22 protein-coding genes and 2 pseudogenes are annotated in these 24,639 nt (G+C 41.0%); 1 reads left to right on the top strand and 23 read right to left on the bottom strand.

Annotation, left to right across the window (positions count from 1 at the left end; translation table 11 throughout):
- Nucleotides 1–478: 478 nt before the first annotated feature.
- The 23 genes and pseudogenes from aroQ to AC4PHM_RS14685 all read right to left on the bottom strand — a co-directional run bounded on the left by aroQ (nt 479) and on the right by AC4PHM_RS14685 (nt 23,162).
- Nucleotides 479–916, bottom strand: coding sequence for a type II 3-dehydroquinate dehydratase (gene aroQ / locus AC4PHM_RS14795; RefSeq protein WP_492018503.1), 438 nt, complete (start codon nt 914–916; stop codon nt 479–481).
- 77 nt (nt 917–993) lie between these two features.
- Nucleotides 994–1,368, bottom strand: a complete 375-nt coding sequence (locus tag AC4PHM_RS14790) for a VOC family protein (protein ID WP_492018502.1) — start codon at nt 1,366–1,368, stop codon at nt 994–996.
- Nucleotides 1,369–1,382: 14 nt separating this feature from the next.
- A complete protein-coding gene (locus AC4PHM_RS14785) occupies nt 1,383–2,357 on the bottom strand; it encodes a ketopantoate reductase family protein (RefSeq protein WP_492018501.1) in 975 nt (324 codons plus the stop codon).
- An 85-nt stretch (nt 2,358–2,442) separates the two neighbouring features.
- On the bottom strand, nt 2,443–2,871 hold the full coding sequence (locus AC4PHM_RS14780) for a MaoC family dehydratase (RefSeq protein WP_492018500.1): 429 nt from the start codon (nt 2,869–2,871) through the stop codon (nt 2,443–2,445).
- Between the two features lie 70 nt (nt 2,872–2,941).
- On the bottom strand, nt 2,942–4,525 hold the full coding sequence (locus AC4PHM_RS14775; RefSeq protein WP_492018499.1) for an acyl CoA:acetate/3-ketoacid CoA transferase: 1,584 nt from the start codon (nt 4,523–4,525) through the stop codon (nt 2,942–2,944).
- 311 nt (nt 4,526–4,836) lie between these two features.
- Nucleotides 4,837–5,721, bottom strand: a complete 885-nt coding sequence (locus tag AC4PHM_RS14770) for a LysR family transcriptional regulator (protein ID WP_492018498.1) — start codon at nt 5,719–5,721, stop codon at nt 4,837–4,839.
- A gap of 350 nt (nt 5,722–6,071) precedes the next feature.
- Entirely contained in the window at nt 6,072–6,656 is a 585-nt protein-coding gene (locus AC4PHM_RS14765) for a helix-turn-helix domain-containing protein (protein ID WP_492018497.1), read from the bottom strand.
- 895 nt (nt 6,657–7,551) lie between these two features.
- Nucleotides 7,552–8,121, bottom strand: a complete 570-nt coding sequence (locus AC4PHM_RS14760) for a YdeI/OmpD-associated family protein (protein ID WP_492018496.1) — start codon at nt 8,119–8,121, stop codon at nt 7,552–7,554.
- Nucleotides 8,122–8,476: 355 nt separating this feature from the next.
- Nucleotides 8,477–8,866: a VOC family protein gene (locus tag AC4PHM_RS14755; RefSeq protein WP_492018495.1), complete on the bottom strand. Its 390-nt coding sequence runs from the start codon at nt 8,864–8,866 to the stop codon at nt 8,477–8,479.
- Between the two features lie 21 nt (nt 8,867–8,887).
- Nucleotides 8,888–8,971 (bottom strand): annotated as a pseudogene (locus AC4PHM_RS14750) (hypothetical protein); the annotation flags it as partial.
- A gap of 12 nt (nt 8,972–8,983) precedes the next feature.
- On the bottom strand, nt 8,984–9,337 hold the full coding sequence (locus AC4PHM_RS14745) for a hypothetical protein (RefSeq protein ID WP_492018494.1): 354 nt from the start codon (nt 9,335–9,337) through the stop codon (nt 8,984–8,986).
- 1,112 nt (nt 9,338–10,449) lie between these two features.
- On the bottom strand, nt 10,450–11,271 hold the full coding sequence (locus AC4PHM_RS14740; protein WP_492018493.1) for a BRO-N domain-containing protein: 822 nt from the start codon (nt 11,269–11,271) through the stop codon (nt 10,450–10,452).
- A 494-nt stretch (nt 11,272–11,765) separates the two neighbouring features.
- On the bottom strand, nt 11,766–12,476 hold the full coding sequence (locus AC4PHM_RS14735; protein WP_492018492.1) for a methyltransferase family protein: 711 nt from the start codon (nt 12,474–12,476) through the stop codon (nt 11,766–11,768).
- Between the two features lie 516 nt (nt 12,477–12,992).
- A pseudogene (locus tag AC4PHM_RS14730) lies at nt 12,993–13,736 on the bottom strand (nucleotidyl transferase AbiEii/AbiGii toxin family protein).
- Between the two features lie 86 nt (nt 13,737–13,822).
- Complete coding sequence (locus AC4PHM_RS14725) at nt 13,823–14,416, bottom strand: type IV toxin-antitoxin system AbiEi family antitoxin domain-containing protein (protein WP_492018491.1); 594 nt, start codon at nt 14,414–14,416, stop codon at nt 13,823–13,825.
- Between the two features lie 589 nt (nt 14,417–15,005).
- Nucleotides 15,006–16,217, bottom strand: a complete 1,212-nt coding sequence (locus tag AC4PHM_RS14720; RefSeq protein ID WP_492018490.1) for an ATP-binding protein — start codon at nt 16,215–16,217, stop codon at nt 15,006–15,008.
- 404 nt (nt 16,218–16,621) lie between these two features.
- Nucleotides 16,622–17,128, bottom strand: a complete 507-nt coding sequence (locus tag AC4PHM_RS14715; RefSeq protein ID WP_492018489.1) for an immunoglobulin-like domain-containing protein — start codon at nt 17,126–17,128, stop codon at nt 16,622–16,624.
- 123 nt (nt 17,129–17,251) lie between these two features.
- Nucleotides 17,252–18,430, bottom strand: a complete 1,179-nt coding sequence (locus AC4PHM_RS14710; protein WP_492018488.1) for a M20 metallopeptidase family protein — start codon at nt 18,428–18,430, stop codon at nt 17,252–17,254.
- 190 nt (nt 18,431–18,620) lie between these two features.
- Nucleotides 18,621–18,932 (bottom strand): hypothetical protein, encoded by a 312-nt coding sequence (locus AC4PHM_RS14705; RefSeq protein ID WP_492018487.1) that lies wholly within the window; start codon nt 18,930–18,932, stop codon nt 18,621–18,623.
- A 308-nt stretch (nt 18,933–19,240) separates the two neighbouring features.
- Nucleotides 19,241–20,581 (bottom strand): topoisomerase DNA-binding C4 zinc finger domain-containing protein, encoded by a 1,341-nt coding sequence (locus AC4PHM_RS14700; RefSeq protein WP_492018486.1) that lies wholly within the window; start codon nt 20,579–20,581, stop codon nt 19,241–19,243.
- 388 nt (nt 20,582–20,969) lie between these two features.
- Nucleotides 20,970–21,479, bottom strand: a complete 510-nt coding sequence (locus AC4PHM_RS14695; protein ID WP_492018485.1) for a hypothetical protein — start codon at nt 21,477–21,479, stop codon at nt 20,970–20,972.
- Nucleotides 21,480–21,570: 91 nt separating this feature from the next.
- Complete coding sequence (locus AC4PHM_RS14690) at nt 21,571–22,050, bottom strand: DUF4365 domain-containing protein (protein WP_492018484.1); 480 nt, start codon at nt 22,048–22,050, stop codon at nt 21,571–21,573.
- 62 nt (nt 22,051–22,112) lie between these two features.
- Nucleotides 22,113–23,162, bottom strand: a complete 1,050-nt coding sequence (locus AC4PHM_RS14685; protein WP_492018483.1) for an HRDC domain-containing protein — start codon at nt 23,160–23,162, stop codon at nt 22,113–22,115.
- Nucleotides 23,163–23,393: 231 nt separating this feature from the next.
- Here AC4PHM_RS14685 and AC4PHM_RS14680 point away from each other — a divergent pair, with 231 nt between their 5' ends.
- Nucleotides 23,394–24,473, top strand: a complete 1,080-nt coding sequence (locus tag AC4PHM_RS14680) for an IS4 family transposase (RefSeq protein ID WP_492018482.1) — start codon at nt 23,394–23,396, stop codon at nt 24,471–24,473.
- The last annotated feature ends 166 nt before the right edge of the window (nt 24,474–24,639 follow it).

Genomic DNA, 24,639 nt, shown 5'->3' with positions numbered 1-24,639 from the left:
GGAATTGTCACTATTTTCAGTTATTTTGCAATAAATCCAGTGATTTCAACGATCTATAACATTAACTTCTTAGAGAAATGAACCTACAAAATTTAAGACAAGTTGCTTCGCTCATTTTATCTGGCTCAACTCGTTGAAAAAACTAAGTTTTGTCTCATTCAGATAATGTAAAAATATAGAATTTCCATTATCTAAACTGAATCACTTTTAAAACAAATGAATGTAAAAAGCAATTTCAATAATTCTTTTGTACCTAAACCAAATACACTATTTCACATCTAATACTTATGCAGAGTAATTGTTCGCTGCAATTGATGATGTTGTAACAGCCAAAAGCAAAAACTTCCTTTTGCCGATGGTCACCCAACTTCAATTGATTTCGGGTGTGTTAAAATTTGGAAGTTTCGGATTTTTTAAAACCCATTATCGGATTGGGCGATAATGGGTTGAGCTAAAATGTGGATCAACTTCAATTTATCTACTTGATATATGCCACCGCAGCCCTTAGACCGAGCAAATAGCTCTCCACGCCGAATCCGCTGATTTGACCTTGAGCAATTTCAGCGAAGACGGATTGGTGTCGAAACGCTTCCCGGGCATGAATATTGGACATATGGATTTCCACAATTGGACCGGTAAAAATGGCCAGCGCGTCCCGGATGCCATAGCTGTAGTGGGTCCAGGCGCCCGCGTTGATGACAATGGCATCAATGCCTTCCAGAAACGCGTCGTGAATCCGTTGGCACATTTCACCTTCACAATTGGTCTGGTAAGCGACGACCTCAATACCTAATTCCTTGGCAAGTTCTCGCATTTTTTCATTGATTTCATCCAGCGTAATCGTGCCATATTGAACGGGATCTCTTTTGCCGAACATATTGTGATTGATGCCGTGGAGCATAAGAACTTTCTTCATGACTTGATCCTCCCTGATCTTATGTTAGTATTTATATTTTTTAAACTTTGATTCTGTAGTTCAATAAGCGAAAGACCTCATCTTGGCTGTACGCTTAATGCCTCTGTAACCGACTGCCTTGCAGCCTGCATCACTTCAATGCAAAGACCATCCGGCAATTCAACCCAATTTCTTCCCTGAGGCATTTCCTTGACTTCCCAGTTGTAAATCTCAGCCAGTGCCGCCTCCAAATCTTCTGTCATAATACCTATATGCGCCAATCGGCCTTCCGGGCCTTGAAAATCCGGCGCAGAGATCAGTTGAATACCGCCAATCGTCCAGACTTGTTCAGGGTATTTGGATTCATCCCTAAGCGTCATGCCCAGCGCTTCGCGAAAGAATCGTACATGCCAGTCTAGATCCTTAACAAAAATGGCTACATGCTCCGCGTAGGAACGTTTGACGTATGCCATTCTGATTTCCCTCCTTAAAGTCGGGGCAAATCCACGGGTTGATCCGGGATGACTTTTCCGCTGAAATTCTTCATCCAATACTCATAGCCTTTAACCATGGCAACCAATGTTTTATTAACCGGTGTCTGAATGCCAAGACGCTCGCCGTGATACAGAATCTGACCGTTGATAAAGTCGACCTCAGTTGCTTTCCCGGCTTCAATGCTTTGAAGCATCGAAGCCTTGAACATATAGGGCAGACCAGCGGCGGCCTTATACCAGATCGCAGCCGGATCTTCCACCGAAAGTTCAACCCCTTTGGCTTTGGCTACTGTGATACCTTCCGCCACCGCCTCCAATGCGACGTCCTTCACTTCCCGTACGTTGTAAAGCCCGCCATAGGGAAGCCGGGTGAGGGCACTGACTGCGCCAGTGGCTGCGTTGATCAGCAGCTTGTCCCAAATCATGCCCACAATATTGTCACTGATTTGTGTCATCAAACCATGTGCCGTCAGAATCTCCGCCAGGTTTTTAATGCGCTCCGTGACTCTGCCGTCCATTTCGCCTATCACTGTCAATTTGTTGATGGTCCCGGCAATGACCTCACCGGGTTCCTGAAAAACACCGCCAGCATAGGTTTTACCGCCAATAACTCGTTCAGATCCCACGACCTCCATGATGGCCTCTTCATTGCCCAGGCCATTCTGAAGAGACATCACCAAGGTATGTGCCCCAATCATTGGCAAAGCATCCTGAATTGCCTTTTTTGTCCCAAAGGATTTTACAAGAACAATAATCAGATCCATAACCGGCAACCCCTGAGTTGAAGTTGCCGCTTTGATTTTAACGTTTCTGATTTCATCCCCTTCCTTGAGGTTCAAGCCATTAGAGGTGATTTTATCAACATGAGCCTGATTATGATCGATCAAAGTCACATCCAACCCGTGAAAGGCAAGCGTTCCCCCCAACGCGCTGCCAAGGGCGCCTGCACCAATGAAGCAGATTTTCATTCTGGTTCCTCCTCGTGAATTCCAAATCAATATTATCTGTTGCTGTTTCCACTCGCCTTTCAGCACACATTCTGAGGGCGAAGATTTAGGCCGGTATAAACTTGAGGATGTGTGTCGCCACCGTGCAGACTTGTCCGTGCTGATTGAGTACCTCCAGTTTTGCGAAGGTTTTCATGCTGTCCTCATCCACTTCAGTCACCGTATAAACCGCGGTTACCGTATCGCCGAAGAAGACAGGCTTTACAAAGCGGAGGCGATCATAACCATAGGAAACACTCGGTATTGGTGAGTTGACCTGAAGTTGGATCAAGGTTGAAGCGGTTGATCCCAGTGCAAAGGTCAAAACGCCGTGGACAATCCTTGTTTTATACGGAGTGGTTTTCATGAATTCCTCATTCATGTGCATCTGACTGAAATCTCCTGTAATGCCCGCGAAAAGATAGACATCCGACTCGCTTATGGTCTTGGTAAAAGAACAGGTATCGCCAACCTTCAAAGGTAATTTACTATTCATATCATACACTCCATTTCTATTGATCACACTTATAAATTTTTATGTTGCATTCATATCCCAGAATAATACCTTAAAAGTCCCATTCAGCTTTTAGATTCATGGGCTCAGGCTTAAAGAGCCGTTGATCCATGAGTTTTATATGCTCCGAAATTTTCGGAGTGAAAGCCATATGAGAAAGCACATCTTTTTCGAGATCCATTCCAGGGGCAAGTTCAATCAGTTCCAGTCCATCCGCCACAAGTTTGAAGACCGCCCGCTCTGTAATGTAAAAAACCTCCTGTCCTCGATTATAGGCATCTTTTCCATTGAACGTGATTTCAGGCACCTCAGAAACCATTTTTATGAATTTACCTTCCTGGAGCACTTTAAGCTTGTCCTCTTCAATAGAGGTCTTTAGTCCTCCCGCTGTCAGAGTGCCGCAAAAGATGACCTTTTTGCTGTTCTGACTGATATCCACAAATCCGCCGGTACCCATAATTTTGCCATTAAATTTATGGACATTGACATTGCCATGCCTGTCGATTTCAGCAAAACTCAAAAAACTGACATCCAATCCTCTGCCATCGTAAAAGTCAAATTGTGACGGCATGTCCATCATCGCCTGCATATTAACAGTCGCGCCGAAAAATATGCCCTGTGCCGAAGCGCCTCCCACCGGTCCCAGTTCAACGGTTAAGGTAAACGCCTCTTCGACACCCTCTTCCTGAGCCACAACTCCAATGCCGTCCGCTATGCCAACGCCGACATTCCCCACATCTCCGGGCTCGACTTCACAAAGCGCTCTTCTTGCAATCAGCTTGCGTTCATTAAGCGGCAGAGGCGTTAACTGGCTCATATCCAACGTATAGTCCCCTGAAAAATACCGGTTGACACCCCCCGTATATAGCTGAGACTGATCCGAAACCACCACCACAGCATCTACCAGATAGCCGGGCACCTTAATCATTCTGGGATGCAGTGACCTTGCCTTGACCAGCCTGGATACCTGGGCTATGACTATACCGCCATTGTTATGGGCAGCTTGTGCCATAGCCAGCACATCCAGATAGGCAATTTCATCCTCCATACTGATATAGCCCTCAGTGTCCGAAGTGGTACCACGTATGATGGCCACATCAGGTTTGATCGAAGGGTAAAACAGCCATTCCTGTCCATCGATTTCCATCAGGCGAATCAGAGCTTCTTTTGTCTTCTCGTTAAGACGCCCGCCTTCCTTCCTGGGATCCAGGAAGGTGCCCAAACCAACATGCGTCAGCAAACCCGGGTGACCAGATGCTGAAGATCTAAGAAGCTGGCTCATGACCCCTTGGGGAAAATTATAAGCCTCAATCTCATTTCGCTCAGCCATTTCAGCCAGTCTTGGCGACTGCCCCCAATGCCCGCCAATAATTCGCTTCACCAACCCCGGCAGCGCTAAAGGTGACATCCCTCTGTCCGCCCTGTCTCCCAACCCGGAGGTATGGTAGAACGTCAGATCCTTGGGAGAATGTGTTTCTTTGTATCGATCTGCCAGACCCAGAATCAACGCTGTCGCTTCAGTCAATCCACCGCCGGCGCCGCAAATAGCCACAGTCGCTTGGTCCGGGATCAGCCCTACCGCTTCCTGCGCGGATAAGACAGCGACCTTATTCCCTTTTCTTAATCTCTTCTTCACTTCTGACACTCCTCATATTCAATGACTTCAGGTCTCGGTTTCATCCATCAGATCCGAGCACTGCTCATATGTCAAACATTCAAATTTCTATCGACCGCCTGATTCAATCATATCGCCCACGACACCTGTGAAGCAATTCGCATTTAAGATGAGTTTATTTCGATTTTTAAATAAATAGAATTTTGAACCGCGTCTGATAGCACCCTTTGACGCCCGACGCCCTAATCCTTTCCAAACAAAATACCCATCAGCCGTAAGCGGGATGCTTATAGCCGATGGGTATTTATCACATTTATTAAGTTATCAATAGACTACCTGGTATGGCGATTTTGAATGGTATTGACGAAGTTTTTAACGATAGGTCTTCTCGCGTTGGCTTCCGGCACAGCAAGATAGGTTTTTCTGGAGATGTGCGGTTCCACATCAATAAATGCAACGCCCCAATCCGCATAAAATTTCGCGACAAGAGAAGAGACAACCGTCGTGCCCAATCCTGCGGCAACAAATCCAAGCATGCTTGTCAATTGGCCGTGAGTGCAAAGCAATTCAATATTGGGTTTCATTTGGCTGGCGCCGGACGCCTCAAGAATATTCTTGTGAAGTGTTGTCGCCTCATTCAGAATCAAAGGTTCTTTCAGCAGCTCTTCCAGCGTGATACTTTGGCGTTGGCTGAAGGGATGGTTTGCATGCGTCACAGCGACAAGATGGTCTTCAACCAAGGGATAGTACCTAATCCCTTCAGATTCGGCAGATTCGCTTAGAAAGGCCACATCAATATCCAGATTTGTCAGCAGGGCCAAAAGCTCAGAACACTCCGCCTCGTAGATATCAAATTTTATATTTGGAAATTTCTTCTTAAAGTCGGCAATCTCATCAATAAATCCATAATATTTCGAACCCGGAAACACGCCTATGAAAATATTGCCCTGATCCTCGGAGATAAATTCCTCCATGTTCATTTTCACATTTTTGGAATCATTAATCATCCGCTCAGCAAAGGGCAGAAATTCCTTGCCCGCCGCAGTCAGCAGTACCGATCTGGTCGTCCGTTCAAACAGCCGCACCCCCAGCTCCGATTCAAGTTTGTTGATTTGGGTAGAGAGCGAGGACTGGGAAACCTTGACCTCCTCCGAAGCTTTGGTAAAGCTCTGATATCGCGCTACAGCCAAAACATATTCCAACTGGTGAAACTCCACGTCTTCCACCTCCAAAACCTGTGTGTATACAGTTTATCATACATTCATTAAACACTGCAGGCAATCAGAAAAGCGAAAGACGAAAACGACCATCGGCATAAGTCTGTTTTTCTTTTTAACTGCGGCACTGGATGCCTAAAGAAAAACAAAAAATAACCTTAGCGCTATCTGCCTCCCAATAAAGTTTCAACAGGCCTGTGATCGTGAGGTTTTTATGTCCGAAGGACAAACCAGAGCAAAGTCTTAATCTGCCGATGGTCACCCAACTTCAATTGGATAATGGATTGGGTTGGATTGAATTGTGGATCAACTTCAAAATTTTCTTCGACCCTACCCAGAATTCATGCTTTTTACAGCAATTGATAGAACAAACCATGCTCTGTACAGTACCAAATCAGCATTCCATGTCCACGCTTTTGAATTCGAACTTCAAAATTCCATTCCGGATATTGCTTTATGATCTGAACACGATCACCAGTTGCAAAGGCGACAAAGGAAATATGATGCTCTTTCGTCATTGGATGATTGCTTGTTATGTACCAATCCTCTTCAACCATTTCAACTTTCAGCTTTTGTTCATCCGCTGCTTTCACCAGGATTTGCGGTGCAAGTTTTTTCCCACAACAGGAAATTTCAGCATTTCCTGTGCTAACGGTAAAATTATTGCAGTTGTTACACATGTAATACTTCAAATTCTTCATATTACCTCCAAAAGAATCATTGGGTGATAGATCGCCAGACAATAAATTGCCTATACTCACATCAAGCACGTCAGACAACTCACCAATTAAAGAAAGCTCCGGCGCACCGAGCCCCCGCTCCCATTTGGATACCGCTTTGTCGCTAATCCCCAATTTATCCGCAAGCTGTTTCTGTGTAAGTTTCCGCTCTGTTCGTAAAACTTTTATGACTTTACCTATTCGTTCATTTTGCATAAGATTACCTCCGCATGCAAAGTATATCGATCTTTTACTTCCCAGACAATAAACGCTCCGTAGAGATTGAAACAAAAATCCATCCCAGAAAACAAACAAAGCGGTTTATAACATGAAAATAGCAATGAATCGTAATTCAAATTCTGCTTTACGCGCTTCAACATTAGTCTATTGATTCTATTCTATAAGAGCAATGTTTGTTTTATAATCACTTGTGTTTTGAAGCGCGTGACCCAAAGGATAAAGCTGATGCCTCTGCTTTGTTTCATGGTCTTTTCTAATTTGTGGAAACAAGCAAAGCAAAGAATTCAGCCGATGGTTACCCATCTCACACCGATTGAGCATGACAAAATATAGAAGCTGCATTTTTTATAACCCATTACCAGGTCAGGCGTTAATGGCTTGGGTTGAATTGTTGATCAACTTCAAAAATTTCTTCGACCGTATCTGGTACTGTTCGACTTGTTTCTTCATTACTGCCCTTTGAAAGACTTGCAATATGCAGATTCATACGCAAACAACTTCCACAACTTCACTGGGTTACCGGGTACGGATCCACTGCAGGACTCTCCACGGCTTTGGCCATTACCATCTCGTGGAGTTTAAGGCCATCTGTCGAATCCAAATTGGCTATGTCTTCAAAGTTTGGTGCCAGAATCTGATGATCATTGATCCCATGACATTTCAGTTATATCTTTAAACAGATTGATTTTTCTCCAGTGTTCAAAGTATAAATTAAATCATTGAGTTCTATTTGTTGCAGTTCAAGCGATCAAACTACTGTCTTTGCTTCGGTTGATATTTTTTTACTGAATGACAAAGACAATACAAAAAATCCCGCCGATAGTCACCCAACTCCAATCGATTTTGGAATAGTGCTTGATTTTATGTGCAACTACTTTGCATAGTATTTGTCGATGCCTCCATACCCTATCATTTTATTTTCCTTTGTTTTCCTGATAAAGTTTTCCAGACGTTTTTTGAACTCCACAGGACGCTTTCGCGCGCCATCAATATAAGCAATCCGAATCCTTTTGTAGGCTTCCGGAAATTTTTCGTAGTTCTCCCAAGCTTTTTCCTCACGCCTGATTGCTTCAAGAATATCCGCCGGAAATTCGTAGGGTGTGCTAATGACAACTAGAATGGGATCTCTGACCTTTGGGTGAATCAGTCCCTGACTCTCAAGCCAAATCAGCCTTTCAACATTTGCTCTGGAGTAGGCGCTGCCCTTTCTCCGAGGAGAAAACCGTTGGATTTTGTGCAGTGAATCTAAATTCTTAACAGTGCTGTCAATCCAGCCAAAACAGAGTGCCTCTTCCACTGCGTCGTTATAGGAAAGACCTTTCTCTCCTGACGCTTTCTTTGGAAACACGAACCATATTTCATTTTCTTTATCGAAGTTTTCAGAAAGCCATTCCCGCCACTTCTGCCTTTCACTTGTAAAAAAAGTTTTAAGAGGTTCCATTGTTCTCCTCCCCGAATGATTTCCTTACCTGTATTTTGGCCGGTTCCAGCAAACTACACACTAATGGTAGGAGGTGGGGCTGCCAGGTTAAAGACGCTATCATCAAAAGATTCACCAGAATCTGAAATGATTAAGTTTTTTTATCTGCACTTAAAGACACTAACTGCAATTAAGAAATACTTGCTTTCAAATTAGCGCTATAAATGAAATTAAACATAATCTTAATTACAATCTGATTACCCATGAAATTTTCAACAAGTCTTTGATAGTCAGGCTTTAATATCTGAAAAACAGACCAGAGCAGAGACTTTTTCTGCCGATGGTCACCCAACTTCTATTGATTTTTACCTTGGCTTTATTTATTGAACGAACCAATTTCAATCAGATTGCCTTCTGGATCTGAAATATAACATGTGCGTTGGCCCCAAGGCTCAGTAACAGGCTCCAAAACAGGGATTGCCCCTTTTGATACAACTTCGTTAAAAGCCAAATCCACCGCCTCATAGTTTTCAACGCTTAGGGCAATTTCATAATGTCCATTAATGTTATTCGCGTATCCAAAGGTTCTGTTTGTCATCTTTTCAAAGTCTGTCCGACGATATAATAAGAACAAGGTTCCATCCTTTATCAAATACACATTTGATGCATTTTCATCTTCCTGGATTTCAAAATTCAGAACATCCCTATAAAAGCGGACCATTGCTGCCATGTCTTTGACGAAGATTCCAAACCCATCCAATCTCATAATATGCCAACCTCCAATCATTCATACGATCCAGTCACTATCAGTGTAAAGTTTATACTCAGCAGAGATCCACGAAGTAAATTCAATGGCAATATCTGAATGGGCAAATGTGCCACCTTATCGACCAGATTTCGAGACGATACCAATTGCATTCGTATCTGCAATCCACTTCTGGGGGGATAAGGTAAACGCATTGTACCTTGCTTCTTTTCTAAACCTATCGAATTCGATAGGTTTAAACTCTGGATTATGAAGTTGCGCCCATAGCCCTAAAAACTCAATTGTATCTTTCCCTCGCATCCAATTATTGATTACAATAAATGGCTCATCACTTTTGTACCTTGCAATATCCGTTAGCGAAATGAATTCATTATGAAAATCTTCAGTGTAAATGAAGATGTCGAATCCTTTGGCATGAATTACCTCTTTAGCCGGCTCTTTGACATTCTTAGCCGCCTTTAAAGATTTCATTATCTGCGTTGTCGTTATACTAATTATACTTCAAGCAGCGTTAAAGAACGAACGTTCTGCGGTGGGGTTATTTAACAGGATTCTAATTAAAGTTTTTTCTGGTATTTCACTTTAGTGTTTTCTGATTCTTTGATAATTAAACATATTTTTCAACACAGTATGAGTTGCAATATATCGGATTTCGTCCTCAATACTTTGTAATAAAACACTTAGACTTTGAAGTGTGGAATTCATAGGCCCTACCAACTCATCTGCACATGATAAGCTTTTCAGTCTCTAGTATAGAATCAAATCAAAGAAACTCCGCAGATGGCTGCCCCCTCTTCATTTGATCTTGTAAGCTTTGCTATGTTTAGATTCTTGCTTATATAACTTTATCAACTTCGCTAGGGATACCAGATACAGACAAAGTAGCAAAATCCCATTCCGGCTTTTGCACATAACAGTTCTTTTTAGGAATGTTTTGAGCTATAACAAGAACAAGAAGGGGTGATGAGATGAAATATCGACTCGTATCCACGACCACCCTATGGCACTCTGGAATTGCTCATGTCCGAATTGATTGTTGAACCAGATCAAGCGATTTCATAAGTGATTAGTTAATGTCCAAGAGTATTGCTCATCTATTCGCTCATGGTGCTGTTCCAAGTTAAGCAAGTGCCCAAGCAAAGACTTTTTCTGCCGATGGTCACCCAACTTCAAGAGATTTTGGGTGCGGGTTTAATTGTTGATCAACTTCACTGGGGTTACCAGAACCGGATGATCTGACTGATATAATTTTCATGGGGTTCATACCTTTTTCTATTTTACTTAGCAGAATAGATACCACAGAATATTGTTGAATTACGATTATTATAATCATAAGTATACAAAAAGGTGATGTTATGTTTGTAGGTTGTCACAAAAATTGAACACACCGGAAAAGCTCTATGCCAAGAATACATTTCAACTTGATGTCATGTATGGAAGACGACGTGTTGGTAATAGACGAGTTTCCATACGCTGCGATGGTTCCTTTTCGCCACTCTCTTAACATATGTCATAATATGGAAGTCGAAATTCTTTTTAAACCCATTATCTGATCATACGATAATGGGTTTTTTTATGTCAGCTTATTTGAGCCTTTTGATCTCATTTGCGTTTTTGCTGGTAACGACTTTTTTGCCCGTTGTCTCTTCAAGCTGATTCTTGGCAGCATTAGCAACTAGTCCCCCCTGCCGAGCCACTGCCTTGTTTTCTTCAAATGTCTCCGGTTCCTTTTCCTTTGAAATTTCGGTGGTTGATGCTTCCGCAAGCATGTTCAGAACCAACTCAAGGTTCGTCATATTATCCCGCAAACTCTCTTTTTTCAAACCTTTTAAATTTTTATATTCTCTTGTACTTAACCCAGCCCATGCTTTTGTGATCTCATCCGTTAGAATTGCATATTCTAAGCCCTTCTGCACACCTCGATGATCCCATTCATCTGTCAGTTCATTTCTGACTTCTATGGTTTTGAGCCTTTGGTTAATCCATTCTTTTGAATAACCTTTTCTTAAGTAGGTTTCTAACGCACGTTCTATAGAAAGCTCCGGATCAGCGGTCTCATCAATTCTTTCACTCCCCACCTTGGCAAGCCACATTTTGAAAGGCTCTGCTTTAGGAGATGGTATTGATTGAATTAGCCTTAAGAGTTCCTCGGTATCTGCAACATCAGTCAATCGCATTTTCCCGTCTTCAGCTTTCATTTTCAACTGGCTACAATTTGTAGCCAGTTGACTTCCTTCAGCCTTCAACCTTGTTTTAAGAACACTCCAGTACTTTCTAGAATTCTCACTATCGCTGAGTATGCCAACCACATCAATTATTGAAAAAAACCATTTCCCTTGATCCTCATCCCACAAGGCTCTAACTCTTTTATCTTCAAATAGCTTGATTGCGGTCTCCTTATCCACTTTATACCTCCAGTGTACATGTAATGTTTTCCAATCCATGAGCATGAATGACTCATTAACTTGTTATGCGATATTATTTGACCTCAACTATTAATCACTGCAGATGTGTTCTCTTTAAAATCATTGTACTGCTAACCGAACAAAAGAACAAGCGTTCTTAAACTTTGTTAAAGCAATGAATTTTGGGGATTCAACCTGTAGTGTTAATCATGTGCAAGAGCAAAGCTTTCTCTGCCGATGGTCACTCATCTCCAATTGATTTTATAATGTTAAATTTTGGTAGTAGTAGGTTTTTTATAACCCATTATCGAGCCGGGCGATAATGGGTTGGGTTGAGTTGTTGATCAACTTCAAAATTTTCTTCGACCGTACCTGGGACAAATCACCTCGTTTTTTGATTAACATCCCTTGTAGGTATTGCTATAAGTAGATTCTTGCATAAGCAACTTCAGCAACTTCACCGAGGTTACCAGATACGGGCTATCTAAGCCCTATCACCATACCCCTGGTATTAATCGGTACAGCGTTCGAATAGTGTATTCTTGATATCCCGGAAGTTTTTGAATCAGCGTTCGATCTTCCAACGCTGTACGGATAATAAATAAAAGCGTTGTCATAATTGCAGGAATCATGGCCCAAAATGAACCAAGAAATATTGGCGTAGCTAAATAATACACTATCATTCCCAGATACCCAGGATGACGAATATATTTGTATGGACCTCTGATACAAACTTCGTGTCCTCGATCAAACTGGATTCTCACTGCAGTAGAAAAAAAACGATTAGAATACATTGCCCAAACCATCAAAACGAATCCTGCCAGAAATACAAATATTGCACAAATATGCAATGCCATACTCAATTCAGAAGTCAAACGCATTCTGAAATCAAGTCCTGCGATCAAGTATATGCTAAAGCCACTCAAAGCAAGGAGTTTGACAATAACTTTATCCCATTTCTCAACATTCTCTTTCTTGCTGCCCCTCTCGGCCATGATTTCCAGCGGTGAAACAAAGGGTGCTGACAAAGTAACCAACCAGCATAACGCGACATAGATCCATGCGTAGAGCCAATGGATCGTACCCGCACCTGCAAACAAGAACACTCCAGTCAATAAATCAACAACTGCAAGCTGTCCTATCCTTCGAATAACGTTTCTTCTAAACTCAGGTGTGCTATCGGCAAGCTTTTTCAAATTTCCCATTTTAACGCCTCCCTATTAGCCCCTGCAGTTGTATTCAGGCCTGTACCTGGCACATTTTTCGTAACAATGACGCTAAATAATTTTGAAAAGCTTGCACTAACTAGATTCCAAAAAAAACAACTTCATTAACTTCAAACATGGTGACTAGGTACAGGCGATCTTCAAGCTATTCAAATGCGTCGCTGGATTCCTCAGGTACGGGCGATCTTTGCCGATGGCTGCCTTCGGCTATCTCCCTCAGTATAGCAGAGATATTGGGAAAGCAGCAAATGAGTACTGAATTGAAGTTGTCTTTATAATCTAGACTAATTCAACAGCCTCAAATTAATCTTTAATAAGCCAACCCATTTCAGCGGAATATGATTAACATCCCTTGTAAGTATTGCTATAAGCAGATTCTCGCATAAGCAACTTCACCGGAGTTACCATGTACGGGCTATCCGAAGTCTTGCTATTTGCAGGTTCTTGCGTAAACAACTTCCGCAACTTCACCGATAGCACCATATCTCATGATCATTACTTTACTTTTTCTGCTAAAGCATTTAATGCACTGATCACCATAGACCAAGATATGTCTGCAGCATAAAAGTATTTCTTTTGGTACCTTTGCCAGAGATCAGCCATTGTCTGATTGCCCAAAATTCTAACTATCGTATCTGTAATTCCATCAGACATTTGTTTGGAAGTACTGCGCTTTTCAACAGTCTTATCTAAAGCAGCCTTGAACGTGTTCCCGTCAAAAGTTTGTGTGTTGGTCAATATATAGATATCGTAAAAATCCCTCATTCGAGTATTGGCAACACCACGGGTAATAATGGATTCAAACTTTTCAGCCAGTACAGTTTCCAAGTTGTATGCCATAATACTGATAGTCCTATCCTCAAACATCAGTTTATAAGCATACTCAATTTCCTTTGGCGTGACATAGTCACCAGTCATGATGTCAATTTTTAACATCTGTCGTGTTTTATCGAATATTGCCCCAATAGATAGGCGATAACCTGGATAATCTGCTTCCTCCCGTATCTCCTCAATACTTTGAAATGAAAATACAGCAGCATCATTCAATTGAATATCGAGAATACCCTCGATAATAGCTGTTAATTCTGACTAAGATAGCGACTGACCTTTGATCGTCGCATCCATATCCATCGTAGTACGCGCGTCAATACCAACCATTGAAGTAATCAGCATGCCACCTTTCAGAATGAAGTTATGCTTGTACTTCGAAACGGCTATTCGCTCCAAAAAACGCTCCATCATGAAATTCCGCAGAAGGACCTCTGTTTCCACCTTCGACTCATGAGAAAGATTGCGAATCTGAGCTTTTAATTGTGTAGACGTTCTCACAAGAGTACCTCCAAATAGTTAGTGAGAAGTTTGGTCACTTGGAATATTTCTGCCATTTGCATAAGCGCATTCAAATTTTTATCTTTGCGTCTGGCATATCTTTTAATTGCATCTGTCACGATGGCTATGTCTAACTGGTTTCGACTTCTCAGACAGTCGCATATTGTACGTTCCAGATCATAAACCATGACCGAGTTTCCAAACATCGTCGCTAGCTTCGTGACTCCAATTTCGTGTAGCTCCCGCTTAATTGTAAAAACTGTGAAGCCATCATCTCGAAGCCGTGAAGCGTTGTAGCCTGTTGGCACGGTAACCGTGTAGCTGATCGGATCACGGTCTGTCAGATCGTGTAGAAACAGTGCTGTTTCATGGGAATAGATAATTTTTGGCCGCCGTAATTGAGCGATATACATTTTATCGGAAATTTCATCAGGCAGTATATAAACCCCAAAATTGACTCGCTCTAAATCACCTGATTTTACCAGCAGACGGAGGCGCTCATTTGAGATCCCTACTTCATTGGCTTGCGCGGTTGTCACAATACCGCCTTTTTGCGTAATGATGGATTGAAGTTCACTAGGTAATGCCACACTGCCACCTCCACTTTATTTGTTTTTATGCTCATATCATACAGCAAACTAGCACAATAATCAAAAACAACTTTTACATTCATGCTCGTTTCATTAATTAAATAAGCATGATAAAACTAACAACTAATCTGTGACAGCGAGATTTTTCTATCTGAAGAACAGACCAGAGTAAAGACTTCCTCTGCCGATGGTCACCCAATTTCAATTGATCTCGTTTGTGTTAAAATTTGGAAGGCGCATGTTTTTTATAACCCATTATCGGGAGTCGGACGATAATGGGTTGGATTAAATTGTGGATCAACTTCAGGAATTTCTTTAATTGTACCTGGTAGAGATGAACTTGTTTTTTTAAAAGAGTCCTTTGAAAACCTTGATATATCAGACTTCTTGCAAGAACAACTTCCGCAACTTCACTGGCGTTACCAGGTACGGGCTTTGTTATTTAAGTTTTTTCTGCATTTTCATTTTAGTTTTTTCCCGCATTTCGTTTTATCATTTTCTGACTCAGCGATAATTAACATATTTTACAGGACCTAATTTTAGTGGATCTGCCCATGCTGTTTGAATGATAAACGGCAGCGCTTTATTGTTAATCTCCAATTAAAAAATCAATCAGATTCATCCATTCAATCCCTTTGCGCCTCCCAATTGGCAATTTGTCGAGTGACAAGACGACCTTTCTAAAGTTGTCATCAACTCGTGTCAGCGGAACATACTCTCGCTCTATGACACTTTCGGATGCCAGCAAGTAAGTGACCTGCAAATATAGTTTCTCATCGTTTTTTTCTGCTATAAAATCAATTTCAGTATCGCCATCCTTACCAACAAAAACGCGATAACCTCTCCTTTTGAGTTCAATGAATACAATGTTTTCAAGAAGCTGCGCAACATCATCCTCCCGGTATCCCAGTACACCATAACGTAAACCTTGATCCACAAGGAAATATTTCTCCATTCGTTCAAGAATTTTCTTCCCCTTGATGTCATATCGTCTGGCTGTATACAGAATCATAGCATCTTCAAGTGACCGAATATAATTGTAAACTGATTCTATTCCGACTTTCCGTCCCTGACTCTTTAAATAATCCGCAATGCTTTTGGCACTGAAGATTTGTCCAATATTGTCCATAATGTAGATCAAAATTCTTTCAAGCAACTCAGGATCTCGGATGTTGTTCCTTTGGATGACGTCCTTCAATACTACAGAATCAAAAATACCTTTGATGTATTGAACTTTTAGGTCATCATCGTCCGGTAGAAGATGTAGTGCTGGAAATCCGCCATATTTCAAAAAGTCGAAAAATGCCGCATCGACCAAATCGCTCCGGCTCACATCGATCTGATAAAAATCGAGGTATTCTTTGAATGAAAGTGGATACAGGGAGAATTCCACATACCGACCTGACAAATAGGTTGCCAATTCACTTGACAGCAAGCGTGCATTGGATCCTGTAATATAGATATCGCAATCGAGTTCAACGGCGAATGATCGAATGGCTTTTTCCCACTGATCCACATCCTGAATCTCATCAAAGAGGAGATAGACCTTTCCACTCAGCTGTTTTGCCTGCTCTATGACATATCGATTAAATGATTGATAATCTTTTATTTCGTCAAAGATCAAGGACTCGAAATTGATCCTAATGATATTCTCCTTATGAACACCTTTCAGAATTAATTCGCGCTCCAGCAATTTAAGCAAGTAAGATTTCCCGCATCGGCGGACGCCTGTTATAATTTTTATCATCGGCAGATCAATATATTTGAACAACTGGTTCACAAATAAAGTTCTAGGATTCATCTTGCCCCTCCACTCTAGTTTTTTTGTGCAGTAATTAATATAGTATTCATCCAATCAATTCTTTTATACCGAAACTAAAATTCTAACTATATTATATTCCTTGGTTGAAACTATCTCAACTATTCTTTTGTATCGAAACTAAATGCGATTTTTGATATCCAATACTTATGTAGAAGAATTGTATGACAGCTTTTATTACGCAACAAAAGACTAAGGCAAAGACTTATTCTGCCGATGGTCACCCAACTTCAAATGATTTTAGGTGTGTAAAATTTTGGAAGTGACGGGTTTTTTATAACCCATCATCTGATTGAACGATAATGGGTTGGTTTATTTGTTGATCAACTTCAGAAATTTTCTTAACAGTACGATTAATTTGACAGCTCATATAAGTCTGCTAACCCTCACTCAATCCAAAAACTGACGCAAATTGGGTACACATTTTCCATTCGCTCCTGATTTGAAACCTCCAACACCACGCGGTATTCTCCTGATGAAACATCAATCCATACCTCCATGGGTACACTAAATTTCACCGACTTATTTGGCTCCAGGCGATTTAGTACGGGAAGGAAACCAATGTCACCGGAATATGGAATCTCAAACCATTGGCTGTTCAATTTTATTTCAAGGAGAACGCTATCGCCATAGTAAACTGGAGTACTCGACTCATTCGTCAGTGTATAATCGATCGAATTGCTGTCGAGATTGTATTCTCCAGTCTCAAGACTAACACCCTCGAGTCCGTTCAAGCGCGCTTCAGACACGTTTGATTTAAGCAGTGTCTCAGAAGGTTCCTCGTCGCCATTTAATGTAAACCAGTCTTTGATAATTAGAGCTGTAACGATAGCTGCAACCATAACCACTGAGATGAGCACAAGTCTTCCGGTTGGATTCGTGACTATTTTCACACGTCCTACCCCTTTCAGTCGAACGAATTAAAGCGTTTCCACTAGAACAAAGTAATATGCCGATGGTCACACATCCTAATCCCAATTTGGAACGTTCAGCTTTTGCATCTTCAAGAAGCTCAACTAAGCTTCAAAAAATCCAAAAGCAGCACTGACAAGACTTGCTACACCGTATCTTATCACATTTTCATCAAATAACACTTTGGGATGGTGGAGCGAATAGTCATAGCCAGCTTCTTTGGATCCTGCTCCTATATTCAAATAAATGGCAGGTGCCAGCGCACCATAAAATGCGAAATCCTCGGAGCTCATAAATTTATGCTGGTAATCCCGGACTTTTTCTTCACCAATTTCAGCTTTTATTGACGACAACAGCTTCTGAGTCAACTGGTCGTCATTGATTACAGGCGGTAAAAACACACCTTTCTTGAAGTCAGCTTCAACCTTCAACGCAGAGGCGATCGACATCACAATTTCCTCAACTCTTCTGACCGCATACTCTCCGATCTCACTCTTGAAAAACCTGATTGTCCCGGAGATCCGACCAGATTGGGGAATGACATTGCAGGTCTTCCCAAAAGAAAATTCGCCGATGGTCATCACCAGCGGTTCCTGAGCGCTGACCTCACGCATTTTTATGGACGTGATCCCCTGATACATTTGAACCGCAGCATAAATTGGATCGATCGCATTCTCAGGCGAAGAACCATGGCCGCCCTTACCTGTAATTTCAACCTCAAAAGGGATGCTGCCCGCCATGACCGGTCCGCTCTGACCAATGATGTCACCTGTCTCCAGGAAAAGACCTGGCACGACATGGAGTCCAACGACCGCTTCAACTTTTGGCTGTTCCATCACCTTGGCATAAATCATCCTTTTCGCACCGCCCAAACCTTCTTCATCCGGTTGAAATAACAGCTTCACACAGCCATTCAGTTGATCCTCATGTCGTTTAAGAAGGATGCCCGCCCCAAGCAGCATGGCAGAATGAAGATCGTGTCCACAGGCGTGCATCTTATTTTCCAACTTCGATTTGAATGCCAGGTTGGTTGCCTCGTCAATCGGCAGCGCATCCATATCCGCCCTCAGCATGATGGCTCTGCCGTCTGCAGGTCCAACGCAGGCAAGAATCCCACAATTTTCAATCACTTCATAAGGAATGTCGTACTGATCCAGCACACCCGTGATCGTTTTAATCGTCTGCGGAAGCGCCGTGCCCAGTTCTGGATATTGGTGCAGCCTGCGTCTTATGTCCACAAGCGTATCAAATAGCGCCTCAATTTCCTGATCAAACCTTCCCATAAAAATCCCCCTTATTCACAGTAATTCTTTATACTGTGTACTTTAGCCATATCTGGTCACAAAAGATTAAAGTGAATGGAAGTGACGACTTTGTGGCCAAAACTGCCAAGTTTTGATGACCAAAGTTGGAGTGTTTTCTTGTCCAAAACTGCCTAATATATTTTACCATTCACAAAGTCGGAACAGCGGCTCAAAACTGTACGGATTGTTCATCATCAGCACTCCAAATTAATTTATCATAACTTTGTTCGTCTAGAAAAAATATATCTTGAATAAAGAAATTTCCTTCTTCATTTTGAGCAGTTTGAACTAACAGAGTATTCCCATTGTTATATTTTAAAACAACATAATTTTCTAAGCTATATGCATCTCCACCTTTAACAGCCATTTCTTCCAATAGAGGCATAAATAAATCTTTATCTCGATCTGATATTAACGTTTTAATTGGATCTATACTTTTAATCGTTTTTGCGAGATTAATTTTATTAGCTATATTCGTCATGTAATTAACATCCCTCTGAATTGTAACGAATTTACTATAGAAGAATATATTGCTTAACAATAAGCATCCCACTATAACATAAAACATAATTAATTTATGCTTATAGCTTCTCACATGCAACGACCCCTTAAGAAACCAAATTTATTGCAAATATGGATTTTCCCTATCTGTAAAGAGTTGTAACGTAAGGAATCCGCATTTGTGAAATCACGTCGCGATGCTACTGATCTTAAGAAAAAAGCCGAAGCAATTTGGAAAATTTCTTCGACCGTGTCTGGTACAGATCCCGGATCCCCGCAATTTAGTAGTTAATTTCTGATTTTTCTATTGAACCTGCAAGCCGGATAATTACTACATCCCATAAATTTTCCATATGGTCCACTACGCTCACATAATCGGCCTCCACACTCTGGACAAGTATTATCATCGTACTTGCATCTCGGACTTGCAGCCATCTCTTCTAACTTCAACTTCACATTTGGATTATTTGCTGAGCATTCTTTGCAAGTTCCAAGATTAACGTGCCCAACTCCACCGTAAGAGATAAATTCATTATCTTTAGCAATCTTTCCACAGAATTCGCATTTAATCCAGCGATTCCCTTCAGCATCTTTGACCTGCGTTTCCTGTTGTGTGAAGTTAGATTCCATGTTACTTCTGAAATCTTGTTCATGCCTTCGCCTTTCAGCCTGACGCTGTTCTTCTTCTAATCTGCGTTTCTCCTCGAGTTCAGTTCTGCGTTTGGCAGCTTCTTCTGCTTGGCGGATGCGTTCTTTTTCTGCCTCTTCCTGCTGTTTTATACGTTCTTCACGTTTACGATCTTCATCCATAATGCGTTGGTTTTTCTCAGCCTCAATTCTCCGGTTGAACTGTTCTTCAGCTTCAATCTTCATCATATCGAGAGTATATCCGGTAAACATTACTTTTCCATAATCATCTATGAAAAAATCACTCAACTGGCCGTCTGCAAAAGACTCCTCCTGCCATAATCCATCAATATTCTTTGCGTAGAATACCGCTTCCATCGAAGCTGAAATATAATCAGCCTCATCAACATTAAGAAGCAAACAATAACCTTGTTTGTTCTGGATCTTCATAAGCCCTTCCGGATACTGACCATCACTTCCACCATTCATGCAATCAACTACATATATAATTTGAATACCTTGGCTATTACTGTCCAATAACTCCATTTTCTCATCAGAAAGATTTACTCTTTCATGACAGTAGCTCAACGCAATCTTCTTTTCTCTAGAAAGAAATGAGAACTCATATTTTCTACTTATATCATCGACAGCCTGAATCGGAACACGAGACTCTATGTCAGTAGCCTTTAGCTTATCATCTAACCAACACTTAAGAACAATTTTGGAATCTACAGATATCTTTCCCTCTGTAATCACATTGCAATCCTGGTTGTAGGCACAATCCTTTAATCTAAAATGCTGCTCACGAAGGTTCTTATCCCCTGCAACTAATATCAGATTAGAACCACATCCGCATGGACAAAACAGTTCATTGTTCTGGCTCTTCACTCTAAGTTCTTTTAACTTCTCTGGGATATTAATCTGTTGGCCATTGATGACCGTATAGATTGATTCAATTCCAATATATTTTCCATTACTAAGAGCAACCGTTCTTTGTGCCATATTGTCATCATCCCCTTTACTGCTTCTTTAAATATTTCACTGTTACTTCTTTGATCCTATCAGAAGCGAATAGGCCCGTATCTGGCACATTTTTCGGAACATTATCGTTAAACATTATTGAAAAGACTTCTATTGCTTGAATCTCATCAAAAAAACTTCGTCAACTTCACTCGAGGTGACTTGGTACAGCAACGTTCGTACCACGTAGGTTATCAACATTGAAACAAAATAATTATTAGATCTCCTGATTGTTTTCATAATTAGGAATCTGATTCTTTATGAATATATTATATGCATTTTTTGCTATTATTTTTGTTGATCCTATATCGATAGCACCACCCACAACGCCTCCTGCAAGTGGGACTAACTTAACAAAGTTCACAACTCCTTATGTACCAAATTTTGTTAAAAGTCTGAACCCAACCTTTTGATTTATTGATGTAAGCACTTTTCCAGGAATTTTGTTGATTGCAGAGACAGTTATTTTCTCACCAACCTTTATCCCAGTCTGTTTTAATATATCCGCAATAGCAGAACCAGTTAAACAAGCATATGCAAGTGTCTGAACTTGATCTGAACGCACATCAAATCCACCTATTTTAGCGACTACTGCTATCATGCGAAGTTGTACATATAATACACTGCTTACATTTGCGGGTATCGCTACAGGTAGTGTGATTAAACCACCCAATCCAGTTAAAAATCCAGATATCCCACATTTAGTAATTTGATTATTAATAAAAGCATCCGCTGCTTTCTCGATGCTTCCACCTTTTTGAAGATAATCATCTGCAAGTTCATCCACAGACTTGCTTACTCTAGGTACTCCATCCAAAGCCTTTGAATATAAATCGTCCAATATGGTAGACAATTGGTGCTCATCAATTTTTTTACTCATAAATATCCTCTCCCAACATACGCCATTTGAGTGCTGAAATACTTTAGATCTACATTTGTTTTTATAAAATGAATACAGCGCGTTCCAGCAATTACTTTGCCTGTAGGTTATCTTTATTTAGGACTATTTTTATGCTCATATCGATTCGATATTCATCCAACAACACTCTGTTTCTTCTCGATAGGTTGATTCCGTATTCCGGTTTGCTTTTTAAATCAATATACTCTCTGGATCTAAAAAGCGGACTCTCATTCACCCATGCTGTTGAAGGTATCAGGAATACATCGGGCAATTTGCCATCTTCAAATACAAGCAGCACAAGATAAAGGTTTTCGTTTCTAATATTCCATCTATCTTTTCTCATTAATACATAACTGCTATCTCTTATTGATTTCACCTGCACTTCAAGGAACTTGCCATTTCTGACTTTTGCAACAAAATCTATGCCATGGTCATCAACTTCTGAGGTATAGACTTCGAAGCCAAATGAGGCAAATTCCATTTTTGCATAGTACTCAGCATACCTTCCGATTTGCAAGCTGTTTAATCTAGACCAGTTCATGTCAGGCATTAGGCAACCTCCAAAACAATAAATTCATCAAGTATGAACATACTTACATTTCATATAGCCCCCTACCTAAACCCCTCCAGCACCCCCAAAATATCCTCCCCATACTTCGCGCACTTCGCCTCACCAAAGCCTGAAATCCGCATCATTTCATCACTCGTCTTCGGCATAGCACGGATCAGCTCTTCCATTTGCGCATTGTTGTAAATGTAATAAGGCTTGATATTCTCTTCCCTGCTCTTCTTCAAGCGATACTCTTTTAATTGCTTGTATACCTCAGTTTCTTCCAAATTGACCGCAGGCGCCGGCATCAAGTTCGAATTAACCTCAACTGCTTGCTCTACTTCCTGCTCAACTTCCGGCTCATCTGTCAGCTGCTGATACTTCTGACTATAATCTATAGTCTTCTCTTTATGATAACTCAGATAGGATTCGGCAATCTCAAGCATTCTCTTATCCGGCGTTGGATCGTTTTTGCTTTTTCTATTGGCCATTTTCATATAGTCTATCAACTGATCACTTCGGATGATTTTCTCTTTAACATCCTTCTTGACATACTTCATATTGATCACAGTCTTTGGATTCGCCAGCACCACAACGGACTGGTAATTCTCCTCGAAAAAGGTATCAAAAAGCATCTTCGAAAGGAAATTGCTCTTGTTGTCCTTCCGAAGTTTCCTGAGCAGATCCATGTGCCTTTGGTTTTGGGTAATTGGACTGTAGATGCCTTCTTTCTTTACCTTGCCATTGAACCCGATGGTTCGTATAAAGTCACCATTACTGTTGACTTCTAGGTTGCCAAATAGATTCTTGCATTCGATAATAAAGATCATTTTCTTGGTGACGACCAAATAATCGATTTGAGCGCTTAAGCCTTCGTGTTCAAGAAAGAGGTCATGCAGGACAACCATCGGCATGAAGCTGTTTTTCAGCTCGAAAGCGACGGTATCCTCTCCTGAAATGCCATAGGAGAGCAGCTTCATATCGAGTTCGATTTGTTTCTTTAGGTTGCCTGCAGCATTTTGATGCAGGCGATTTAGTTGTTCAAGCTGGTGGGCTGCGTCGCTGGATTCCTTAAGAAAAACTGGTCCGTTCAATTTATCGAAGATTCCCATGACGTCTCCTTTTTTGATGTTTTTCTTATAGAATACACTAGCGTTGCATTAAAATCTTGAACATTTAATTCCAAATATGGGATAAATAACTTTATGTGAATGTAAAAAAACCTTATAATAGAAATGTACAGGCGTTGCACCGCCTTGTCTGTGACCTCGTACAAATCTAATATAAGGAATGAACTTATCATAGATTATACTACGAAAACCACCATTTTTGAATTGTTTGAAGTGATAAATTCTAGTGAAGTGCGAAAGATTTTTAAGAAGCACAAGTGCAATCGTTATGCAAAGAAGCTTAAAGCGCATCAACTCATCGTTTTGCTTATTCTCGCTCAGCAAAATCAATGTACCGGAACCCGAACCGTTCAAACCAGCTTTGAGTTCAATCGCAAACTCAGACGATATCTGAAACTTGATTCGATAAGCCATACTCAAGTCTTCAGAAGGCTTCAGAGCTTTCCAATCGCTGCTATTGAAGAAGTTTTCAATGTAGTGGTGAAGCGACTTGGCAGCAAGTATCGTCAGAAAATTTCAAAGTCACTTCACGGATTGAATCTCATTGATGCAAGTACAATCACCAAGTCATTAAAAGGCATGGAATGGGCCAAGTTCAGGAAAAGTAAAGCAGGGATCAAACTTCATTTGTCTTTGATGTACCATGATGAAATAGCCTATCCCAACAATGTCTTTGTCTCCAAGGCTAAAGAACACGATGTTGCCTATCTGAAAGATCTAGTCGTCGTCAGTAAAGACACCATCAATGTTTTTGACCGCGGATACGTGGATTATCAAGCCTTTGATCAATTTTCTGATGTGGGGGTTTTATTTGTAACACGCCTAAGGGAAAACGCAGCCACGTGGGTGATCAAACGTTATGAGGTGGATGAAAAGTCAAAGGTTGTTTATCACGATCTTGTGACCGTAGGGTGTGGAGCAAAAAAAACCAAGAATGCTTTTCGTTACATCCAACTTCGTGATGATGACGGAAACCAAGTTCACTTCATCACAAACGTGATGGACAAGACACCGGAGGAGATCGGGGACATCTACAAATTACGATGGCAAATAGAGCTATTTTTCAAATGGATCAAGCAAAATCTGAAGATAAAACACTTTTATGCGACTTCAGAGCAGGCTGTCACTGTACAAATTTTCATAGCTTTGATCGCTTACTGCCTGTTTCGTTTAATCTCGGCCAAAGTTGACCCTAGAGTCTCATTAAGAAAGATTAAAAGCGCGGCAATGTCAGCGCTATTTGATCCATTCCGAGACGTTGTTGAGCAAATGATGCGAATAAGCCCTCACTAAAGTTGTAAAACGATTGTTATAATATGGAAAAAAATCACTGTACAATGGGGTCACCTTGTTAAGGTGTTCGTCATTTCAACAGGAGACTGAAATTAATTTCCTGTATACAGGCAATATGGTATTTAATGGGCGATTCGTCATTTTGACATCAATTCTATTAACTTAA

The sequence above is a fragment of the Acidaminobacter sp. QWL-03 genome (assembly GCF_058683855.1).
Note: the sequence above shows the minus strand (reverse complement) of the source record. Positions and strands in the feature narration are given on the sequence as shown.